Origin of the sequence: Guptibacillus hwajinpoensis (assembly GCF_005144865.1) — a bacterium.
GTDB lineage: Bacteria > Bacillota > Bacilli > Bacillales > Guptibacillaceae > Guptibacillus > Guptibacillus hwajinpoensis_A.
This window is the reverse complement of record NZ_SWFM01000002.1, coordinates 236590-258268: the sequence shown is the minus strand read 5'-3', so window position 1 is coordinate 258268 and position 21679 is coordinate 236590. Positions and strand designations below refer to the sequence as shown.

Annotated in this window: 11 protein-coding genes; all 11 read right to left on the bottom strand. The window is 43.0% G+C overall.

Translation table 11 applies throughout. The features are described from left to right. Positions 1 to 139: 139 nt before the first annotated feature. Positions 140 to 1978, bottom strand: a complete 1839-nt coding sequence (locus FBF83_RS08635) for a CocE/NonD family hydrolase (protein WP_169525274.1) — start codon at positions 1976 to 1978, stop codon at positions 140 to 142. Positions 1979 to 2225: 247 nt separating this feature from the next. Beyond that, complete coding sequence (locus tag FBF83_RS08630) at positions 2226 to 3506, bottom strand: D-serine ammonia-lyase (RefSeq protein ID WP_136946751.1); 1281 nt, start codon at positions 3504 to 3506, stop codon at positions 2226 to 2228. 62 nt (positions 3507 to 3568) lie between these two features. Further along, positions 3569 to 5389, bottom strand: a complete 1821-nt coding sequence (locus FBF83_RS08625) for a cell wall-binding repeat-containing protein (RefSeq protein WP_136946750.1) — start codon at positions 5387 to 5389, stop codon at positions 3569 to 3571. A gap of 98 nt (positions 5390 to 5487) precedes the next feature. After that, the gene (locus FBF83_RS08620) at positions 5488 to 6033 is read right to left on the bottom strand and encodes a DUF2306 domain-containing protein (RefSeq protein ID WP_240688036.1); all 546 of its coding nucleotides are present in this window, start codon (positions 6031 to 6033) and stop codon (positions 5488 to 5490) included. Between the two features lie 282 nt (positions 6034 to 6315). Next, positions 6316 to 8205, bottom strand: a complete 1890-nt coding sequence (locus FBF83_RS08615; RefSeq protein WP_169525272.1) for a peptidoglycan-binding protein — start codon at positions 8203 to 8205, stop codon at positions 6316 to 6318. 162 nt (positions 8206 to 8367) lie between these two features. Then, a complete protein-coding gene (locus FBF83_RS08610) occupies positions 8368 to 11136 on the bottom strand; it encodes a cell wall-binding repeat-containing protein (protein WP_169525269.1) in 2769 nt (922 codons plus the stop codon). A 143-nt stretch (positions 11137 to 11279) separates the two neighbouring features. Next, on the bottom strand, positions 11280 to 12917 hold the full coding sequence (locus tag FBF83_RS08605) for a cell wall-binding repeat-containing protein (RefSeq protein ID WP_136946747.1): 1638 nt from the start codon (positions 12915 to 12917) through the stop codon (positions 11280 to 11282). A 152-nt stretch (positions 12918 to 13069) separates the two neighbouring features. After that, positions 13070 to 15535, bottom strand: coding sequence for a cell wall-binding repeat-containing protein (locus FBF83_RS08600; protein ID WP_136946746.1), 2466 nt, complete (start codon positions 15533 to 15535; stop codon positions 13070 to 13072). 179 nt (positions 15536 to 15714) lie between these two features. Beyond that, positions 15715 to 19524: a cell wall-binding repeat-containing protein gene (locus FBF83_RS08595; RefSeq protein ID WP_240688035.1), complete on the bottom strand. Its 3810-nt coding sequence runs from the start codon at positions 19522 to 19524 to the stop codon at positions 15715 to 15717. A 569-nt stretch (positions 19525 to 20093) separates the two neighbouring features. Continuing rightward, positions 20094 to 20969 (bottom strand): DNA-processing protein DprA, encoded by an 876-nt coding sequence (gene dprA, locus FBF83_RS08590; RefSeq protein WP_136946745.1) that lies wholly within the window; start codon positions 20967 to 20969, stop codon positions 20094 to 20096. A gap of 47 nt (positions 20970 to 21016) precedes the next feature. Continuing rightward, positions 21017 to 21634 carry a transposase gene (locus FBF83_RS08585; RefSeq protein WP_240688034.1) on the bottom strand — a complete coding sequence of 206 codons (618 nt, stop codon included), beginning with the start codon at positions 21632 to 21634 and terminating at the stop codon, positions 21017 to 21019. Positions 21635 to 21679: the final 45 nt, after the last annotated feature.

Here is a 21679-nt window from a genome sequence, read left to right as displayed (position 1 = left end):
TGTTTCAAACATATGGTAATAAAATGAAAAATCATGCGAAATGTTCTCCTATTGTGGACTTTTCGCATGATTTTTAGTGATTTGTCTTTTAGGGGGGTCAGGCTCGCACCTGACCCCCCTTGAACTCAACTTCTCTCATCTACTTCACTACTGGAACTACAATAGAGGATGGATATTCTTCTCTATTTAATATTGTTGCAATTCCGCCTAGTTGGTCCAATTGTTGTGGAGCTGGAGACATTGCATGTGGGAAGTCACTTGGACCGATTGCGACACGCAGTTTGTGTCCTTCTTTAATCACAACATTCGTAGGGAAGATTTCTACATTTAATTCCATCACTTCATTTGGTGTCACTTTATTCACGGCATCTCTAGTGAAAGGATGCCATGGTTGGATGTTTTCTTCATTTAGGAAACGGCTTTTCGATTCATCAACCGCTCGGTGTGACGCAGCAAGCCAACCGGCTGTTATTTCGCTGGAGCTACCGTCTGGAGCCACATCAGTCAAACGCACGGAAAGAACTAACTCTTTCGCCGTTGTACTTGCATAGACTTTCGCTGCGATTGGACCTGAGATATGCAAGTCGCTATTCATTGGTGCAGTGGTATAGGTGAGTTCTGTTGTTTCGGTTAACCGATTGTCTTTTGTACATGGTAGCGCACTTGGAATGCCAGCTGTCCATTGATTTGTGCTACCAGAACAAATACCGTTTGCTGGCTGCTGGACCATTGTTCTAGAAGATTCAAGTGATGAAGGTGTATCCTTTGTTAGCATCTTACCAGAACGAAGATAGAATCTTTCTGCCGTCGCTTCTGAATGTGGCCAACTAGGCTGAACTTGGAACTGATCTTCACCAAGAACATATTGCGTCACATTAGGAATTTGCTCAATTCCTGTGCCATCAATCCCCATTAAGTACGTGTCGAACCATTTTAAAGCGATTTGATCTAGCGTCGGAATATTATCAGCAGGCAATCCACTTCCATAGTTTCCGTGCGTCCAGTTTCCCATTAAAAGTTTCGTAGTTACGCCGTTCGCTTTTAGTTTCTCATAAAGGAGTGGCGTACCTCGTTGAAATAGGTCGTGTAGACCACCAGTCAAAAAGGTTGGTACTTGGATTTGATCAGCAACATAAATCGGCGAGCGTAAATGTGCAGCTGGACCATCATAGGCAAAGTCCCCACCAGTAATGGCTGAACTAAGCGTGCTCGTTGGATACCCTGTTGTTTGACCTGCATGGTTAATGAGGACACTACTCGCCATAATCGGCTCTGACATCGTATACGTTGGTGGAAGGAGACCGCTACTCGTCACCAGCCCTAACCAGAGCGGAATAAATCCTGTATTCACCATGCCACCCGACATCATAATGTCACGGTAGACGTCAGCCATTGGCACGACTGGGAAAATGGCTTCTAACCCTTTGGGCTGCTTAGCTGCAGTGAGTAGCTGGTTGATTGCTCGATAAGATGAACCGTACAGTCCAACTTTTCCATTACTCCACGGCTGCTTTGCCGCCCATTCAACTACTTCTTTTCCATCACTCTGCTCAGCGATACCAAAAGAATCCCAGGCCCCTTGAGAGGAGCCTGTCCCACGCACGTCAACGACGACATGGGCATAGCCTCGTTTAATAAAATAGTCATTGTGGTTTTCTTTATTATCTTGGTTTTTATTGTAAGGAGTCTGCGTTAATATGACTGGAAATGGACCTGGTCCATCTGGTCGATGAACATCTGCAGCTAGAACGACACCATCTTGCATCGTAATAAAAACATCTTTCTCTGTGATATAGCTTGAATAATCTGCTGGACGATCGTAGGCCTCCTCGTCCCATGCTTGCGTTGTTGCACTTGAGGTTGCTTTGGATTTGCTCTTAGTTTTTTCATTGGCTGAAGCATGCACAAGAGCTGGGGCAATCACCATATTCAACATGATGAAAAAGAATACACTAAACCGAACCTGTTTCCACGACATCATATTACCTCCCTGTTTTTGTAAACACTTATATTAATGGTACTAAGCGTTAAACCATTAATAAATAGAGTGATGTAACTATTGTCCATACGCCAAAGGATGTAATGTGTAGCGAGCATTATTGTGGATGGGATTGAATAGAAGAAAGAAGTGTCCGTCCCAGACGGACACTTCTTTGGTTTTGTCTTTTAGGGGGGTCAGGCTCGCGCCTGACCCCCTCTCCTCTCCTCTCCTCCCTCTCCTTTTTTTACTTCCCTTTCAAATAATCTTCTATCCACATTTCCTGAGGTACTAGCTTTCCTCCTGTCGCCCAGACAAGATGGGTGCCTCCCTTATTCTTCTCATAATCCTTCGTAACGACAGGGCCAATCATTCCAGCAAGTGCAGAAGGCTCGAGCTTAATGCGCTCAGAGTTATAGAGCCAGCGAAGCATGTCGTAGAGTCGCTGGTCGTCGACTGTGAAGACGCCGTCGATGATTGATTGAACTTCACGTCCAACAAATCCAGATGGCCTTCCCACCGCTAATCCGTCTGCAGCAGTGATGTTATCAATTTCAAAGTCTTGGACTGAGATCTTGTCATGTTGGCCCGTCATTAATCCAAGCAACATTGAAGGCGAGTGCGTTGGTTCTGCGAAATAGCAATGAACGTATTCGCCAAACACTTGATGCAGTCCAAAAGCAATTCCACCAGGCGCACCGCCCACCCCACAAGGTAGGTAAACGTTCAATGGATTCTCCGCATCGACCTTGATTTCCATCTCATCTAACTGCTTTTTAAGTCGAAGGGCCGCAACCGCATACCCCATAAAAAGGTCTTTCGAGTTTTCATCATCAATAAAGTGACACGTGAGGCTCTTCTCACACTGCTGTCGTCCTTGTTCAACCGCAACGCTATAGTCTGCTTTATGCTCCACAACCTTCACGCCTTTTTTGCGAAGGAGATCTTTTTTCCACTGTTTCGCGTCGCTCGACATGTGAACCGTCACGTTAAAACCAAGCTTTGCTGACATGATGCCGATGCTCAGTCCAAGGTTACCAGTCGAACCAACTGTAATAGAGAAAGCTGAGAATAACTCGGTGAACTTTTTATCTGCTAAGATCGCGTAATCGTCATCCTTTTTAAGTAATGCATGACCTAAAGCAAGTTTCTCCGCATGCTTGATGACTTCATAAATTCCGCCACGCGCTTTAATACTACCTGCAATCGGTAAAAGATCATCACGTTTCAAGAGCAACCGGCCGTCAATTTGTGTGTCGTATTCTTTCTCAAGCTTTGCCTTCATAGAATTAATATCTGATATTGGCGATTCGATGATGCCGTTTGTCTCTGGGAATACTTTTTGGAAGTAAGGGACGAAGCGTTTCATGCGTGCTTCTGCTTCAAGGATATCGTCATAAGAAAGCTCGCTTTGTGTGGGAATACCTTTAGCGGGATTCTCCCATACAACTTCCTTCAGTTTTACCAAATCTTCTATCAGAGGATAGTCTTGAATCCACTTTTCAAGCGGTTTACCTAGTACGTGCATCTACATCGCTCCCTTCATGCTAAAGCAAAACCCTCTGAAACAAGTCAGAGGGTTCGTTTTCTTTATTTTATCGTAAGCTTTGCAAGTCTGTCTTCTACGCTTACCACATCAGGGCCACCAAGAAGTACGAATTGTTCTGTTTGCAAATCATTGATCGCCGCTTCTATGGATGGTGAAAGTTGATCTTTTTTCGCTAGTAACAATGGTGAATCATTTTTCGCTGCTAGAACAGCACCCGTTAATGCATCAGCAAAATTCAAGCCAGTAGCAACATAACCGGTGTGTGCTTCGTCATCGAAATAGCCGATGATTTCAGCAGCTGTCTCATAGCGATCGTCTCCAGCTAAGCGTTTGTGACCTGGTAATTGATCGTACACATTCTTTTGCACGACATTATCCCCGCCAACGACGATTGTTACTTTCGTGTCAGCTAACGCTTCTTTCGTGTAGTCAGGTAGCTTATTGTCTCGCGTAAGAAGAATTGGCATACCTTTCTTCGCTGCATATGGGGCAACAGCTAACGCATCTGGGAAGTTGTATCCGTATGCTACAACCGCTTTATCGCTAGGAGAATCGAGTTTCTCAGCAATCAGCTTAGCTGTTTCAAAGCGATCTTCTCCACCAATTCGCTCGGTTTTGAGACCCATATTGCGTAACTCTTTTTCAACTGCAGGGTAAACCGCATTATCACTTCCAAGAATAATAATTTTTTTAGCACCAAGTCGCTTGATTTCATTGGCAGTTTCTTTTGTGAGTGTCTTATCATCCGTTAGTAGAATAGGAGCGTCCAACTGATAAGCAAGTGGCGCACCAGCTAGAGCGTCAGGGAATTCATAGCCACGACTAAGGACAACCGTGTCAGCGCCGTCCTGCCAGCCGTCTTTTGAGATTTCGATCGCTGTTTTGTAGCGGTTATCGCCTGAAAGACGTTCGGTTACAGGGATTAAACTACCTGAAGCCATATATCCTTTTGTTCCGTCTTCAAGCTCTACGTGATAACGAACCCAATGGTCGTATGGGATAGTACCCTGGTTTTTGGTTGTATCAATATAAAATTCGCTACTCAATACAGTAGCAACTTGAGACTGTTTTACGTTGACTCCGTTTTCTGAGCTTGGTTCTTTCTTTAAGAGTTTACCAGCTACTGTAGAAACCTTGTCGCCTTCTTTTAAAAGAGTTCTTGAACGTGTTAATTCATCGTTCACGTCATAATGCATTTTATTAAATGTTATTGGTTCTTTTTGCTCCTTATCATAAGTGAAGTCATCCCTCTGGAACTTAATCGCTTCAATGTTAACAGAGAAATAATTACGCTGCTCAATGTTTTTGAATACTTCATCTTGATAAGTGTTTAGATTACGTGTCCCATCTTTTGCATCTCGAAAATAAGGACTATTCACTGGTACAGTTCCGTTATACGCCATCACTGCAAAGTACCAGTGTTCTAGAATATCTCGATCATTTGTATTAATAGTTGGAATAATCCCGCGGTCTCCATAATTCCATTTTTCATTTAAAATTTCTAAACCAGCATTGATATTGTATTGAATGTCATCTCCAAGTCTTTCAGGATCATAACAATTCTTTGTCTCACCTTCTTCACACACACCAGTTGTAACTTGCATTAATCCAATACCACCGTCTGTCTTATTGATAATCGGATCGGCTTGGGAATCATCTGACCATTGCTTCCAACCGTTCTCTTGAAATGCGACCGCTTTTGCAATCTCAGGTGGAATATTATATTCTAACGCACTTTCAGTTAACATTCTGTTGATATCATTGTAAGTGACTAGATCCTTTGCTTCCCCGTTTGATATCGTTGGCACCAAAAGTGTTAGAAAAAGAACCCCTACTAGTAAACTACTAATTTTTTTCGCCATATTTTCCCCCTTAAGAATGTACTACCATTTTCCATTTATTCATCCTCTCTCATTCTAGCATCTGGTGGTTTGAATTCCAATTTTTATCATATAAATAGTTATCTTGAACTACGGTACTTCCTACTAAAATAAAAAATCAACGGCACAAGTACAATCGTAGGTAAAATCCATAGATAAATGCTACGAAACCCTCCTCCTAGTAAACGAGGTGCACCAAATACTGTGAATGCAGTCACCGTCGAAATCGAGCACGCAATCATTCCCTGGATATGCTCAAGCAGCCAGCTGTTTCTGACAGGCATTGGACGGAGCCAGTAAGCTAGTTGACCAAGGCCTAGAAAGATTCCTAGAAAAGGAAAGAATGAGATGAGCGTATTGCCAGAACTGAAACCGTAGATTGAACAGGCAAGTCCTGATAGGAACAATAGACTTGAGAAAGCAAGGTCACCTAAATGTCGGTGTCGATCGGATTTACGTTTAAACCGTAAAACACGTAGCCCGTAATACGCTGTAGATGAACTTAGAACTGCAATAAATAATAAGAAAATCGAAAAGGAGAATCGCTCAGGTGATGTATCAGGTTGAATGAAGATCCGTATGAAAGCCATGCCTGTTGCCGTAATACTGACAATTCCCATCATCACAACAAAGAACCATCCGATTCGAATGTGCCACTTGCCACCTTTCTTTAGGACAAGCGGCAGCTAGAACGAGAATAGCGCGCTAAACCCTGCGGTTATGTGAAGAATTAAGAACAGATTGAACATTATGTAGTCCCCCTTTTGTAAGCGGGGTCAGAGAGGTACCTGACCCCCACTGCGTTAAAACACTGAAGTAACACAAAAAAATGTCCGTCAGAGACGGACATTTACGTGGTTTTGTCTTTGAAGGGGGTCAGGCACGTGCCTGACCCCTATTAAGCTAAATCAATGCGCCCGCTTCGCGCCTAGATACCTCGGTCCCCAGTAGCTTGAGTTCATATCGCTAATCGTCACTCCTGTTGAAGATCCAGCATGTATGAATTTGTTGTTACCGATGTAGATCCCTCCGTGTGAAGCGCCTGGTTTGTATGTGGTAAAGTACACGATGTCACCAACGGATGGTGAGCTTACAGGTGTTGTCACATTCCACATTTGCGCCATTGTTCTAGGCAGAGAAATGCCCTGCTTTTTAAACACATAGACGAGGAAACCGCTACAGTCGAAGCCCTGCGTTGGGGTGTTTCCACCCCATACGTACGGTACACCTATGTATACAGATGCATCAGCGATGAGATCCATTACACTGAAGCTTGAGTTGGAAGTTCCGTTATCGCTACCTGTATTCCCATTTCCTGTTCCTTCGTAGCCTGTTGATTGCTTGAGCTTTTCCCAAGTAGAAGGCCCAACAACACCATCGACAGTTAGCTTGTTGCGCGACTGGAATGCTCGTACAGCTGCATCTGTGCCGTTCCCAAAGTCGCCATCAAGTGGTCCTGAGTAGAGTCCAATCGCTTTTAACTTCGATTGAAGTTCTTTCACGAGTGAGCCAGTTGATCCCTTCTTTAGGAGGTCACCCTGGTCTTCACCTGTTGATGGTGTTATAACAACTTTATCTGTCGAGCCGTCAAGCGCATCCATGGTTTCTTTCGTTGCAGTCCCTGTTACCTGCAGTTTCTTTGCTTTCTGGAAGTCCTTGACCGCTTTCTCAGTAACAGGACCGAAATACCCTGTCGCCTCAACATGGAACGTACCCGCTTTCTTCAGCTTGTTCTGTAATTCCGTAACTGCATTGCCTTTCGAACCTACTTTTAAAACCGTTTCCGTTTGCGTGTTGCTTCTCGATTTTAGCGTGTCGATCGTTTTGTCGTCAGCAATTCCTGTTACAGGTAACCCTACGATACTTTGAAACTCTTTAACGGCTTTTTGCGTATTATTACCAAAGATTCCATCGATCGAATCATTGTAATAACCACGATCCTTAAGCATTTGCTGAAGGGAAGTAACTGAGCTTCCACGAGACCCGATGGATAGTCCAGTAACCGCTGCCTCAGGCTTTGCCGTTTCTTTTTCAGAAAGAGCGGCTAGCGTTTTGCTATCAGCAACGCCCGTCTGTGACAAACCAGCTGATTTCTGGAAGTTCTGCACAGCTTTCTGTGTGATCTTCCCGAAAATACCGTCTACCTTGTAGTTGTAGTACCCTTTCGATTTCAGCTTTGACTGCAAATCGGTCACTGCACTCCCACGCATACCGATTGAAATGTCTGAAGAAGAGCTAGACGGTTTTGAGCTTGAGTTAGCCGAGCTTTTCGATAGTGCATTAATCGTTGCAGCGTCTGCTTTACCAGTTACAGAGAGGCCTTTATCTCGCTGGAAATCCTGTACTGCTTTCTTGGTAATCTGACCGTAAATGCCGTCTACGTTGTAAGAATAGTAGCCTTTGTCTTTAAGCGCCGACTGCAGATTAGTAACCTGCTGTCCTCTTGATCCCACCTGCAGCGTGGACGACGTCTGCTGAGATGATTTGCTCACAGACTTTGCACCAAGCGCCTTCAGCGTGTCCGTTGTCGCGACGCCAGTAACGTTTAAGCCAACTGCCTGCTGAAACTTACCTACTGCATCTTCCGTAATTGGACCGTAGTACCCTGTTGAGGTGTGGTATGTAAAATACCCCTTCGCCTTCAAAACATCTTGTAGCTCTTTGACATCTTGATTGTTCATGCCTTTCTTAAGCTCTTGATCCCCAAACGCTGCTTCTGCACCATCAGGTTGAACAAACATTACTCCAGCTACAATCGCAGAACCAGTTATTGCTTTCTTGACCAATGAAGGTTGCATCCAGATCCTCCTCATTCCAATTAAGTTACTGCCCAAATATCGACACTTTGCATATACTATCGGCTATTATTCAACAAAGTTTAAGTGATATCCTGTTATTTTTTCACAAAAAAAAGAGATACAGGTCATTTTACCTGTATCTCCCTCGTATTCTACTATTTATTACTTTTGAAAAAGCATGTCTTCAACGCTTTTATTTATGGCTGCTTCTCCACCTAGTATTCTAAAATCTGTAACGGTTTTGATCGCACTTGTTGTTTCAGGTGGAATACTATTCGATTTAACGAGTAGGAGAGGAGCATTCTGCTTCCCTGCAAGAACAGATCCTGTTAATGCATCAGCAAATCCATAGCCATTTGCGAGATAAGCTGTTTTGGCGTCAGGGTAATAGTTTGCTTTCACCGCTGCAGCCGTCCCAAAACGATTCTCACCACTAATCCGCTCTGGTGAAGGTAGATTGTTGTATACCTTGCTTGTGATCACCTGATTTCCACCAACAACGATCGTATCGTTAATCCCTACGAGCGCCTTACTTGTTGCAGTCGGTATCTTATCACTTTCTACTAAAAGTATTGGGTACCCCATCTTAGCAGCATAAGGAGCGATCGCTAGCGCATCAGGGAAATTACGACCATACGCTACTACTGCATATGCAGGGTCCCCACCCATTCGCTTCGCAATTTTGGCTGATGTTTCATAACGGTTCTCACCACTAATGCGTTCGACACTTAATCCAAGTGCCTTGATTGCATCCGCTGTTGAAGGGGAAATGGCGTTATTTCCTCCAAGGATGATTGCTTTCGTCACTTTCAGGCGCTTGATTTCGTCAGCTGTTTCTTTTGGAAGACTATCTGTTTTTGTTAAAAGAATCGGTGCATTTAATTGATAAGCAAGCGGAGCACCTGAGAGGGCATCTGGGAAATCATATCCTCTGGCAATAACGACGGTTTCTGCTGCACTGAACGTTTCCTTACTAATTTTCGCGGCTGTTGCAAATCGATTTAACCCTTCGATTCTAAGGATTGTCGTCGCGGATGTCTTAACCTTAAGAGACGGGCCATTCGTTGTTGCATACCCTTTCTTATCAACCGCTTCTACTTTAAACGTATACTCTTTATTCGTTGCTAGACCTTGTACTTTTAAGCTACGAGTCGATGCGTTTACTTCTTTAAGAAAACTACCATTCTTGTAAATGATATAAGATGCAATTCCTGATGGATCCGTTGCTGTTGGCCAGCCTAACGTAATCGAGCTATTGGTAATTGCAGATGACGTTAATTTCGCGCTCTTTGGCCAAACAGGAGGATTTTTATCTTCCCCATTCGGCACTTTCACAGAAACGGCCATGGAATCACGGCTTGGATCGAGAACGGTTACAGAGACGCTCGAATTGGATCCTGAATATAATTTACTATTCGGCTTTGATGTATTGGTAAATTGAGCATATCCATTCCCGCTAAAATAATGATCATAGTACATATAAGGATAGTGTTCTGGATCTTGATCAAACTCTGGGTAGCCAAGTCTGCTTTCATTCGCCTCTTCTAGGTCCACCGCTTTGTGCGTTTCGTCCTGATTAACCATTCCATTAGATAATTGATCTTCATCAATATGCCAAATGGCAATGCCAGGAGCTGCAGCGTATTCAGCTAGTCCAATATCGAATCCTTTAAACTGTCGATTTTCGACCAAAAAGTATTCTGACTCGTCAGGCGTTTTCAGCTTAAGGACAGAATAGTCGTTAGCTAAGAAATTCGTCACTTGATAGGTGCCATTATCCTGAACCTCAACAGGTCTAATGAACCCTAACACCATTTTAGACCAAGGATCGAGATGCGTCGGGTACTCTCCACCATATTTGTAGTTAGCCGTTGTCCAGGCGCCACCGCCCATTAGACTATGAATGCCAACTCCAAAAGATGAATTGTCGTAATCATATAAATCAGGGAGACCAAGGTCATGTCCCAACTCATGAGCTATGATCCCAACCGTTGCCATGTGATCGCCATGGTTTTCACCGAACATCGTGTAACCACCATTTGCTAGATAGGCACCAATTTTCACCCCGTCAAGACGAGGTGCTTCACTATCGTATAAATTGGTCATATGCCCCCAAACCACTTTCCCCTCATCACCATAGCTTGCTTCACCACCAGCAACGATGGTCACAATATGTAATTCTTCTGATGATAGGTAGCCATCTTTGTTCTGATCAAATTGTGCGTAGTTTACTTTAGCATTGGAAGCCGATACTGCATCTTTAAATAATTGATAGTATCGCTCATTTTGATTATATGCTCCCTCAGGGCGAGGGTGATTTTTGTTTATGGAGACTTTAACAACACCATCATTTACTACTCCACTTGTTTCACTTGCCGCTTTAAACTGAAGTTTACCTTCAGATACTTCATCATAATACTTGTTCAATGTACTGCCTGTTGAACCGAAAAAGCGTTTGTTCCAATCAGCATCTTTATTTTTTATTTTCACATCATTAAATTCAACTAATAACACGAGCGTTGAATGTTCTCTAGCGCTTAATAGTTCAATTTGATCGTTAGTTGGAATTTCTTTCGGCTTCGCCATCAGTTTATTACCGGGCTCTAGCTTCATAACTTCCTTAAGGTCTGCTGCATCAGAAGGCTTTTCATCAATCGCATACTTGGCATTGGTTAATTGCAGATCCTGATCCACAATCTTTGCATAATACCAGTAGTTATCGTTCCCTATTTTGATCACAGATGCATCCTCTGTCGTCCACCAGTTCAGGTTCTCATTTCCATTCAACGTTGCTTTAAACGTCTCACCTGATGGTTGAACGAGCTGTTTCGTTTCTTCTTTTGCTGGCATAGCGTTTGCATTCCCCGTAAACAAAAACACCATCAAAAGGCTACATAATAGAACTCCAAAACCGTATGCGCTTTTTCTCATCGTTTTCCCCCTAAGGTCATTCAGAGTAATCCCTCCGAATTCATACTTTAATAGTCTACCATTAGCGAGTGAAACTTTTCCATAATTCAGCATATTTTAGGGAGAAAAAGAGGCCAGCCCAACGCTGTCCTCTCATGGTCAATTTACTTTACGCCTTGAAGTTCTTTTTCGATCGTAGGGCTAACTGCTTTTGGCCCACCAAGGATAGTGAAATGATAGATTCCGAGCTCTTCCTTCGCTTTAAGCACCGCATTCTGCATCTTTTCAGGATGAACGAGCAAGAAACTATTGTCTGTTTTTGCTGCTAATACGCTACCAGTTAGAGCATCAGCAAACTCGAGACCGGTTGAAACAAATGCCTTATAGGAAGGGTTGAGATCCCTCGCAATAATGGCAGCAGTTTCATAACGATCCGCTCCTCCGTAGCGTGTAGCGCCTGGTAATTTATTAAAAAGATCTTCAGAAATAACAGCAGTTCCGCCGATCGCTAGGCTTTTTGGATAGTTCTTTAATAGTTTAGCAGAGGCTTTCGGAATCTCATTCTGTTTCGTTAAAATGATAGGATACGCGTTCTCAGCTGCGTACGAAGCCACAGCAAGCGCATCTGGAAATTTCGTTCCATTAGCAACAACCGCCGTGTCTGATGATGGAAGAAACGCTCCAATTTTCGCTGATGTTTCATAGCGATCCGCACCATCAAAGCGGTGCGTTTTAATATCCATGTCTATAATTTCCTGTTCAACTTCAGGTGAAACAGCCACGTTACCGCCAAGGATATAAACCACTTGAGGGTTTAGTCGGGCGATTTCTTCTTTTACATTTGGATCTAACGCATCAGAGTGAGTGAGTAAAATAGGTGAATCTGAGTCATACGCAAGTGGAGCACCGGAAAGCGCATCTGGAAAATCATCGCCACGGGCAAGGATGACAGCCTGTGCAGACTCTTTCCATCCAGCTTGTGAAATTTTAATAGCCGTTTCATAGCGGTTCTCACCAGCTATCCGGGTTGTGTTAACCGGTAAGTTCTTGCTCATTTTCTTCCAGAATTCATCTGCAATCGCCATGTAACCGGCTAGTGATGGGTGGACGTTCGCTGGATTAGGTAAGTACTTTGATGGATTTTCTGCAATCTTATCGTAGGTTGGAACATAGTGACTGTTTGTAGCGAGAGCGATCCCTTTAATGATATCGTTAACCATATTTGTAAGTTGGATAATTGGTTGTTGCTGATCTTCAGGGTACTTGTAGAATCCATTATAATAGCCCATTAAATAAACTTGAGCAGTCGGATTAACCTTACGAATAATCTGCATACTTGCTCCGTAGTTTTGAGCGATTTGGTTCATGATTTTCCCAACTTCTACTGGATCCTTCAAACGATCAGGATTGGTTTTTAGCACCTGCAGAAAATCATTCGCACCAATCGAGATTGTAATCATATCTGTCGATTGGAGCTTAAACTGCATCTCAGGTTTCGATAACGCGGTCAATAAATCGATGGTTGTAGCACCAGGCACAGCAAAAGGCTTTTCAAAACTACCTAACAGTTCTACGTTCTGTAGATCCTCAGCTATGTAGTCTGCAAAGCTTAACCCTACTGAAGGTTTTTCAGGGGTACTATCGAACATAACTCCAGCAGTAAGTGAATCACCTAACGCAGCATAATTAACAACCTTCTTATCTCCGTCCAATCCAGTTGCACCAAAAGCTTGCGTAGGTACGAGCATCGCAATGACCAGAAGTAACGAAATCAACAATCGACGATTTTTAATGTACTTCAATCCGAACCCTCCTCGTATTCCATTCGTTATTACGAATGCCTGAGTATATAGTATTGGCTATTCTTTCCTGGATACCTTCTTGTTATTTTCTTATTTATGGTAATTTCACACGAAGAAGCACAGAGACAAAGCCTCTGTGCTTCTTAAAAAATTTATTTCTGATTTTGAAGTTTGGTAACTACATCAGAACCAACTGCTTGCTCTCCACCAAGAACGCGGAAATCATAAGCTTCGATCTCCTTAGCTGCTGCTGCCGTTTCTTCTGGAAGGATTGTTGGTTTCACTAGAAGCATTGCTGCGTTTTTCTTCGCTGCAAGTACGGATCCAGAAAGAGCATCAGCAAAATTCATTCCAGTTGAAATATATACGCGTGCAGATGAGTTTAACTCTGTAGCAATTTCAGCCGCTGTTCCGAAGCGATTCTCTCCAGCATAGCGTGCAGATGTACCGAGAAGATCATCCAAATCTTTATTAACAGCTTGCTCTCCACCAACTACAATCGCATCTCGAATGCTAATAAGCGCGTTGTTTGTTTCAGTTGGAATGTCATCAGCTTCTGTTAGTAGAATTGGGTAGCCCATTCTTGCAGCATATGGAGCGATTGTAAGAGCATCTGGGAAGTTTCTTCCGTTCGCAACGATCGCTTTATCAGGTGAACCACCAAGCAATGCTGCGATGTTCGCTGCTGTATCATAACGATTGTCACCAGATACACGGTCAACATCAAGCTTCATTCCTTCAAGTTGGAATTCAACATAGCTACTTACTGCGCTGTTTCCACCAAGAATAATAGCTTTTTTAGCACCGAGGCGTTTAATTTCTTCTTTTACAAGAGAATGGAGTGCCCCTGTTTCAGTTAGTAGAATTGGAGCGTCATATTTGTAAGCAAGAGGTGCGCCAGCAAGTGCATCTGGGAATGAATCACCACGTGCGATAACAACTGTATCAGCTGATTCCCAGCCTTCTTGAGAAATTTTCACAGATGTTTCGTAGCGATTATCACCATGAACTCGTTCAACATCCGCTTCAACAATACGTGCTTCATCCGTTTGCTTTACCGTTCCAATTTTCTCAAGGTACTCAGTGAATACTTCATAATCAACGAAGTTAAGCTGTTCGATACGTCCTTCAGAAGCGGCTACACCCATTGCTGTATACCCATCTCCGCCTTCAGCAATATAAGCGTTTGTGGCAACAGTGTAAGTCGCTTTCGGATCGATATCAACATAGCCTTTGTCTGTTTTTACGTTCACATCTAGAATACGTTCGCCTACTTTAAGGTCCTTATCAAACGCATACTTAAGTCCGGATACGTGAGCGAATCGTCCTTGACCAGTTTCTAGTCCACTTACGCCGTGTTCAAGAGACGAAATAATTTCTTCACCAGTGAGATCAAGCGTAACAAGGTTGTTACCAAATGGCATTGTTGTAAGAACTTCACCTAGAGTAATCGGACCTTCATCAATGGACTCACGAATGCCTCCACCGTTCGTAATTGCGATCGTAGCATCTGTGAATTGTTGGGCTTTGTATAGCATGCCGTCTGTAATCAGGTTACCAAGATTTGTTTCACCACTTCGAACCGATCCACGTTTTCCATCTAAGTAAACAGTTGATTCGCCGACAACCTTCTTTTCAATTTCTTCAAGTGGTTTTTTCAGATCATCGAAAAGCTTCTGTGCTTCTGGATCAGATTCATAAACTTTTTTAACATCTTTTCCAGTACCTAGGTCTAGAAGCTTTTCATCCCATTCAGTTAGAACGCCGTCTTTATTAAACGTCACTTGAAGATCACCGAGGTACTTGCTATATTCATTAGCTTGTACAACAAGCGTTGGCTCTTCTTTCTCATTCACAACTACCGCGTCTTCGAGCTTCGTGTGGCTGTGTCCACCAACGACAACGTCGATACCTTTAACTGTTTCAGCAAGCTTAACTTCGACTGTTTTTCCAAGGTGCGTAAGGGCTACAATTTTGTTAATCCCTTTGTCTTGGAACATTTTAACCATTTTCTCAGCTTGTTCTTGATGGTTCAAGAAAGAGATAGTGTCCCCAGGGCTGGATAGTTCGTCTGTTGATTCAATCGTTAAACCAAATACACCAACTTCTTCTCCATTTACGTCTAGAATAACTGCTGGATAGATGGTTCCGTCATCGCCCGTCATTGCCATTTCATTTTTGTAAAGTGGGCCAAGGTCAGGGTCTTTACTATAATCAATATTTGAGCTTACGATCGGGAATTTCGTTTGTTTAACAAATTCAGAGAATGTCTTTGGACCTTCATCGAATTCGTGGTTTCCAGGTACCATCGCATCGTACTTCATCATATTCATGAATTGTACGTCTGCAAGACCTTTGTATTGGTTGAAGAATAACGTTCCAGAGAAGACATCACCAGCATCTAATAGAATCGTGTTCGCACGTGCAGCACGAATTTCTTCAACTGCTGTTAGGCGACGTGGTGCATTATCAAGGTGAGCGTGTGTGTCATTTGTATGCATAATTGTAAGATCAAAATCGCCACCTGCCGCTTCTACAGGAGCTGAAGGTGCTGCAGCAATTGCCATTGCGAGTGCAGCTGTTGATAAGACACCGAAAAGAGGTTTTTTCATGTTCATGTACGTAATCCCTTCCCTTTCGAAAACTCTATTTTTGTCGGAATTTATCCTTTTTCATTATATAACAGTTTACTAGGTTAATGGTCCCTTTTATTGGAACATTCGATAAATTACAAATCATTCTTTAAGACTAGTTTCATAGTAAAAGGAAAGGCGGAATGAACCGCCTATTTCCTCTTTCACTTACCTTTTAATTCATTCATAACATCGTCGCTAATTGCATTCGTTCCACCAAGAATGTGGAAGTTGTGGAGGTCGTTCTCTTTAATTGCATCTGAAATTGGATCAGGAATTTCGTCCGGCTTCACAAGTAGAATCGCTGCATCTTCTTTTGCCGCAAGAACAGAACCTGCAAGAGCATCGGCGAACTTAAGACCTGTTGCAACGATTGCTGTATCTGCATTCGGTGTAAGCACCGTTGCGATAGCAGCTGATGTAGCATAGCGGTCTTTGCCACTATAGCGGACTGCATTCGTTAATTGACCGAACACCTTCTCACTAATGACATTTTCGCCGCCAACAACAATTTGTTCTTCTGTTTGGGTTAAAATTTTGTTCGAAACGGCCGGTAATTGGTCTGTTTCTGTTAACACGATTGGATAACCATTTTTCGCCGCATAGGATGCAACAGAAAGAGCATCTGGGAAGTTACGAGCATTTGCTAGAATCGCTATGTCAGGGGATCCGCCAAGTTTGGCTGCGATGTTTACTGCCGTTTCGTAGCGATCCTCTCCTCCAATGCGTTCCACTTTAAGACCAAGACTCTTTAATGAGTATTCAACATACGTCGAAATGGCCTGTTCTCCTCCAAGGATAATTGCTTTTTCAGCGCCAAGACGAGCAATTTCTTCCTTCAAAGCAGAAGATACTTTGTACTTCTCGGTTAAAAGAATCGGTGCATCGTACTTGTAGGCAAGCGGTGCGCCTGCAAGTGCGTCAGGGAACATGTCGCCTCTTGCAAGAACGATTGTATCCGCGCTTTCCCAACCTTTTTTGGAGATTTCAATAGCAGTTGCATAACGATCTTCTCCAAATGTACGGTCGACTTTGTTTTCCATTTGGATCTTCGCTAGAACTGGATCATGGTCGCTTGCACGCCCATCTGCTTCACTAAAATCAGCATTGATGTTAATGCTGTCGATCGTTGTACGTTTTGCTAGATTGTTTGATACAAGAATATGATCAAGAACTTGCGAGTTTCCTTGATAAACGTAAGTGTAACGCTGTTCAGATGGTAGTTTCTCCATCATGTTCGTTAGCACATCGCCTTCAAGCGTATTGATTGGTTTAGAGAATTCGAAGTCATTCAAGTCACCAAGAACGACTACATTTGCATCGTCCATATTTGTAACAACATCGTTCACAAAACCATTTACGATAGAAGCTTGTTTGATGCGCTGTACTTCACTGCCTAGCACAACTGGGTGCTCTGCACCAAATAGTGCGCCATCGCCACCTTTTGAGTTAAAATGGTTCGCTACAACGATGACTTTTTCACCATTAAACTCAAACTCTGCAGCAAGTGGCTTACGAGAGCTTTCGAATGCATCGTTCGTTGGATCGATGCGCCCTGGATTAAGTGTTAAACCATTTGCATCAACATCTACTGACGTTGTTGCATCGCCAGCTGTTTTCTTTGGTAAATTAACACGTTCAGGATTGTAGATAAAACCTACGCGAATGTTTCCGCCTGGCTGCCCACCGTCTACTTTGTCTGCTGGAGCGATATCAGTAAACTTGTAAGTTGGACCTCCCGCTTCTTCAATTCCTTTGATGATTGCGTTATAAGATTCACTAGCATCTGTTGTGCCATCATCTGTCGGACCATTGTTGTCCTGTACTTCAATTAAACCGATGATGTCAGGTGTTTTCATGTTGTTTACGATCGAGTCAGCGATTTTCGCTGTTTTGCTTTCACCAACACCAGTGTAGTAGTTCTCAATGTTGTAAGATGCAACTGTTAAATCGCCTTCAGATGATTCGATTTTCGTTACTTCACGTTTCGTATCTCCTTCGATGACAGAAGGGAACGTACCAGTTGGACGAATTTTGAAATTGCTATAATCGTAGCTAACGATACCTGTAACAGAGCCATCGAGTCGATCACCTGTTGTGACATCAATATCGATCCCATCTACATCAATGAGCATACGTTCTGGGTTGTAATCTTCAGGTGAGATCAATAGACCATTTGCACGTGTGAAAAGTTGATCTGCACTTGTATTAACGTAAACAGGAAGTTCGTCGTATTTAACAGGACCTGAGATTGTCGCATCAGGAATGGCAATTAACATCCCTTCAAGACTTTCGTAGAAATCAAGTCCGTCTGTTTCGGGATCGAACGTTTTCATATTGTCGTCTTCAATGTTTTCAGTTGGAGGTGTACGGTCGTCTCCAATAACGATTGCTTCTGGTAGTGTGTTACTGGAAGATGCGATTGTCACGTCTGAAGCGGTAATTTGAGTTGTGAGAAGATCCTTCGCGTCGCTATAACCGCCTTCTCTCCACTCTTTTACTTGACCATCTACTTCAACGTTGTCGCCAACTTCAACGCCTGAGCCGCCGCTTTTATAAACGTAAATCCCTTCTGAAGTAGCTACGTTATCATCTGGCTGCTCTTCTTGCATGTAGAAGCCGCTTGATCCATTTTTCGCTGTAACAATTCCTTTTACTTTTGTTACTGCCATACCTTCGTATGGAGAAGTGTGGTCCGCAGCTTGGATGTCATGAATGCTGATTCCATCTGCTGATTTTAATACTCTGTATTCAAAAGTAGAAACGTCGCTTGTTTTGCCATCTTTTGCTGCAATAGATTTAATAGTTGTGTTTTTTGTTAATTCGATTGGAGCAGTATACTCTGTACTACTAGCTGTTGGCTCACTACCATCTGTTGTGTAATGAATCGTTGCGCCTTCTTCAGCTGTTGCAAGCGTTACTTTTGTACCTTCTAGTACTGATCCCGCTTTCGGATTTGCAGTAACTGAAAATGCTTTTTCAATAACGTCTGTTGCGTTACGTGGTACAAGTTTGTATTCGCTATAGTTATAATCGATAACACCTTTAATAATTTCGTATGTTTTGCCGACTTCCAGTAAAGATTTGTCATTTGGCTTGATGACAAATTCACCAGAAGTATCTTCAGCAGTAAAGTTTCCTTTGCTGTCGACTGATTTAACTGTGACGTTTGTAAACTTAGTGAATTCAGCTTCGTGCTGTTCACCGTTATCTTTTGATAGATCAGTTGACTTAAGAGATTCAGGAGCTGGAACTCCTTTATCTGGAGTGGTGTTCTCTACAGTTGTCGCTTCGATTTGCTGCATACCATAGTAATCCGTGATCGAACCTTGAGCTGTTACTTCATCACCAGGCTTAGCTGTCATACCCGCTGCGCGAATGATAATTCCAGCCGTTTCGTCCTGAATAAAAAGGTTTGTTTGACCGCCAGCTTCAAAAGCAGCAGTTGCGATTCCTTTAACTTTAACTTGTGTGTTTTTTGCTTCTTGTCTAGCATCATTTATTGTTGAGAGTTTAATAGGGTCTGGGTCTGGAGTTGTGCTGTCAGGGAAAGTGTAAGTCGATGGGCTTTTAAGACCCGGTACACCGAAATATGTTTCGAGGGTTCCGGTAATCTGAATTTTTTTACCTTTGTTTTCTGGATGATCAACTAGATTCAGTTCTGTTCTGAGGTTGTTGTTAGGTAACTGAACAGGCATGATGTTTTCTGCCTTTGTCTCATCTGGTGAATCTGCGATGGCAATGTTTGTTTTTACATTATTGGCATCATCTAAGTTATAAGATGGTCCACTTGAAGTTGTTCCTACAATATAACCTTCTACTGTGGCAGAACCAGTATTGTTTGCGATCGCTTCACTTACTGAAATGGTTCCTTCAGCTGAAGCATACTGCGTTACTGGTAATGCGAAAAAGCTAAGGACCATTGAGAAAATGAGCGCAAAGCTAATTAAACGACGTGTTGACCTTCGTTCCAAATTCTATTCCCCCCGGATATGTAGTCGAATTTTGGTGACAATGCCACCAATTGTCAGTATACAATATCTTCCGGTGTAAATGTGTGAAAATAGCGTAAATTGTCTAATTTTTGAAGGCGCTGACATTTGTTTTACTAAAGGGGGGTCAGGTGCGAGCCTGACCCCCCTTAAAGACAAATAGCCCCATTTGTCCACGCTGGGAGGACACTACCTAAATTATCTGATTAGCATTCTATTCTACATAATATTTGTAAATAATTGGTTAAACTATTATACAACTATAGGATTGTGAATCTTTCCACCTTTACATCTGTGTTCAACACATAGGTCATAAGAACCAGAAAAGCAAATTGTGACACAATAAAAAAACCACCTCATCGATGGCTCGATTTGGTGGTTGAGAGGCAGGTTTATCTTCTTCTATGTTTCAACTTTCCCGGATGGGTTGGAATCCATCATGCTCTAGTCGGGGAAGTTGTTCTTGAAGATCCTTGAGGGATCAATACGCGGTTTTATAAGTGGAAGGTTTAACAGCTAACATTTGGTTTTATTGAGAGTATGGCAATCTCTTATTTTTCACGTGTTATTGGCGTTAACTCTAATCGACTTATAAACGAGCTAACACTAACGTATGGAAGTACACCTTGTTCAATCAGACAGTTTGTCCCCTGTCTAATTCGATCGTCTTTGTTTTGGAATGCAAAGACTTGTCTTGCTTGCTTCTGCGCAAAGTGTGCAGTCGTCATTGCACCACTTTTCACATCAGCTTCCATAATCACGACATGACTTGACCATGCGCTGATTAGCGCGTTTCGCTGGATGAATTGCTTCGGTTTGGGCGCTGTGCCAGGTGGATACTGGGAGATAACAGCACCCTGATCGATGATGGCTTCGAAGAGCGAGCGGTGCTCTTTCGGATAACAGTCATCGACTCCATGTGCAACAAAGGCTATCGGCCGCCCACGATTCGCGAGGCAGGCTACGTGAGCGTGCTGATCGATTCCTTTTGCGAGACCGCTAATGACAGGTATGCCAATCCGTGAGAGCGTGTGGGACAACTCTTCGGTAGCACGCCTTGCGTGATTGGAGCAAGTTCTAGAACCGACAATTGCTACGGAAGGTAAAATAGGCTGGATAAGGCCTTTGTAATACAGTAGAACAGGTGATTCAGGTACATCGTTTGCGTAATAAGGGTAAAGCGGGTCATCTCGGGGTAACAGCCAGATCTCCTTTTGATAAACTAGCTCAAGAATGCGTTTCGGTCTCTCCAGTGACCGTGCTGCTAAAATAGCTTCACGCGCACGCTTTGAGATTCCTTTTACTTCTTGAAGTTCAGCAGGAGAGGCATGATAGACTCGTTCAGGGCTTCCGAAAACAGCCAGTAACTTCTTTTGCGTTACCGGGCCGACATGCGGAATTGAACTAAGCCAGATCCAGCGCTCCATTCATTCACTTCTCTTTCGCTTGTAATTTTCCAAAGGAACCTTTCCTATTAATCAGGAAGATTTGTTAGTAAATAGATGCGTTTGCCACTAAGGATAGGCACTTGCTTCCTTAGTTCAGGTGGTGCTGATGGATCTGAATTGTGCACATAACGCTGATAAGCTTCCCGAGCTGGTTTTTGAAACAAAGATAATATGTAGTCGGGATAAGCATGCGGATCCTTTTTATATGAAAAATAGGCGCGATAACTGCTCCAGGCATAGTCCTCAGGCTTAACAGCCATCTGGGCTTTAACTGGATTAAGGTGAATGTATTTGCTCACGTCAATTTCATACATCATTGAATCAAGCAGTTCAGCGGAATAGCGACCTTGAAATACGTGTCCTGTATACTCATATTTGTCGTTGAAATATCTTGCATAGTTGGAGTTAATAACTTTCATGATTTCACCAGGGGGATGATTGAAGGTTTCGATGGAGAGATGCACATGGTTAGTCATGAGACAGTATGCGTGTAGGCGAAACGGAAATGCATGACGAGCTTGTTCGAGAAAGACTAAATACTTCAGTCGATCGATTCGTTCTTCAAATAACGGCGCTCTACGGTTCCCTCGGCAGGTAATATGATACTTCGCACCAGGAAACCAATTGCGTTTTTTGCGAGCCATTCGAATTGCTCCTTTAGTAAGGAAGATGGGGAATTTCTACCATAT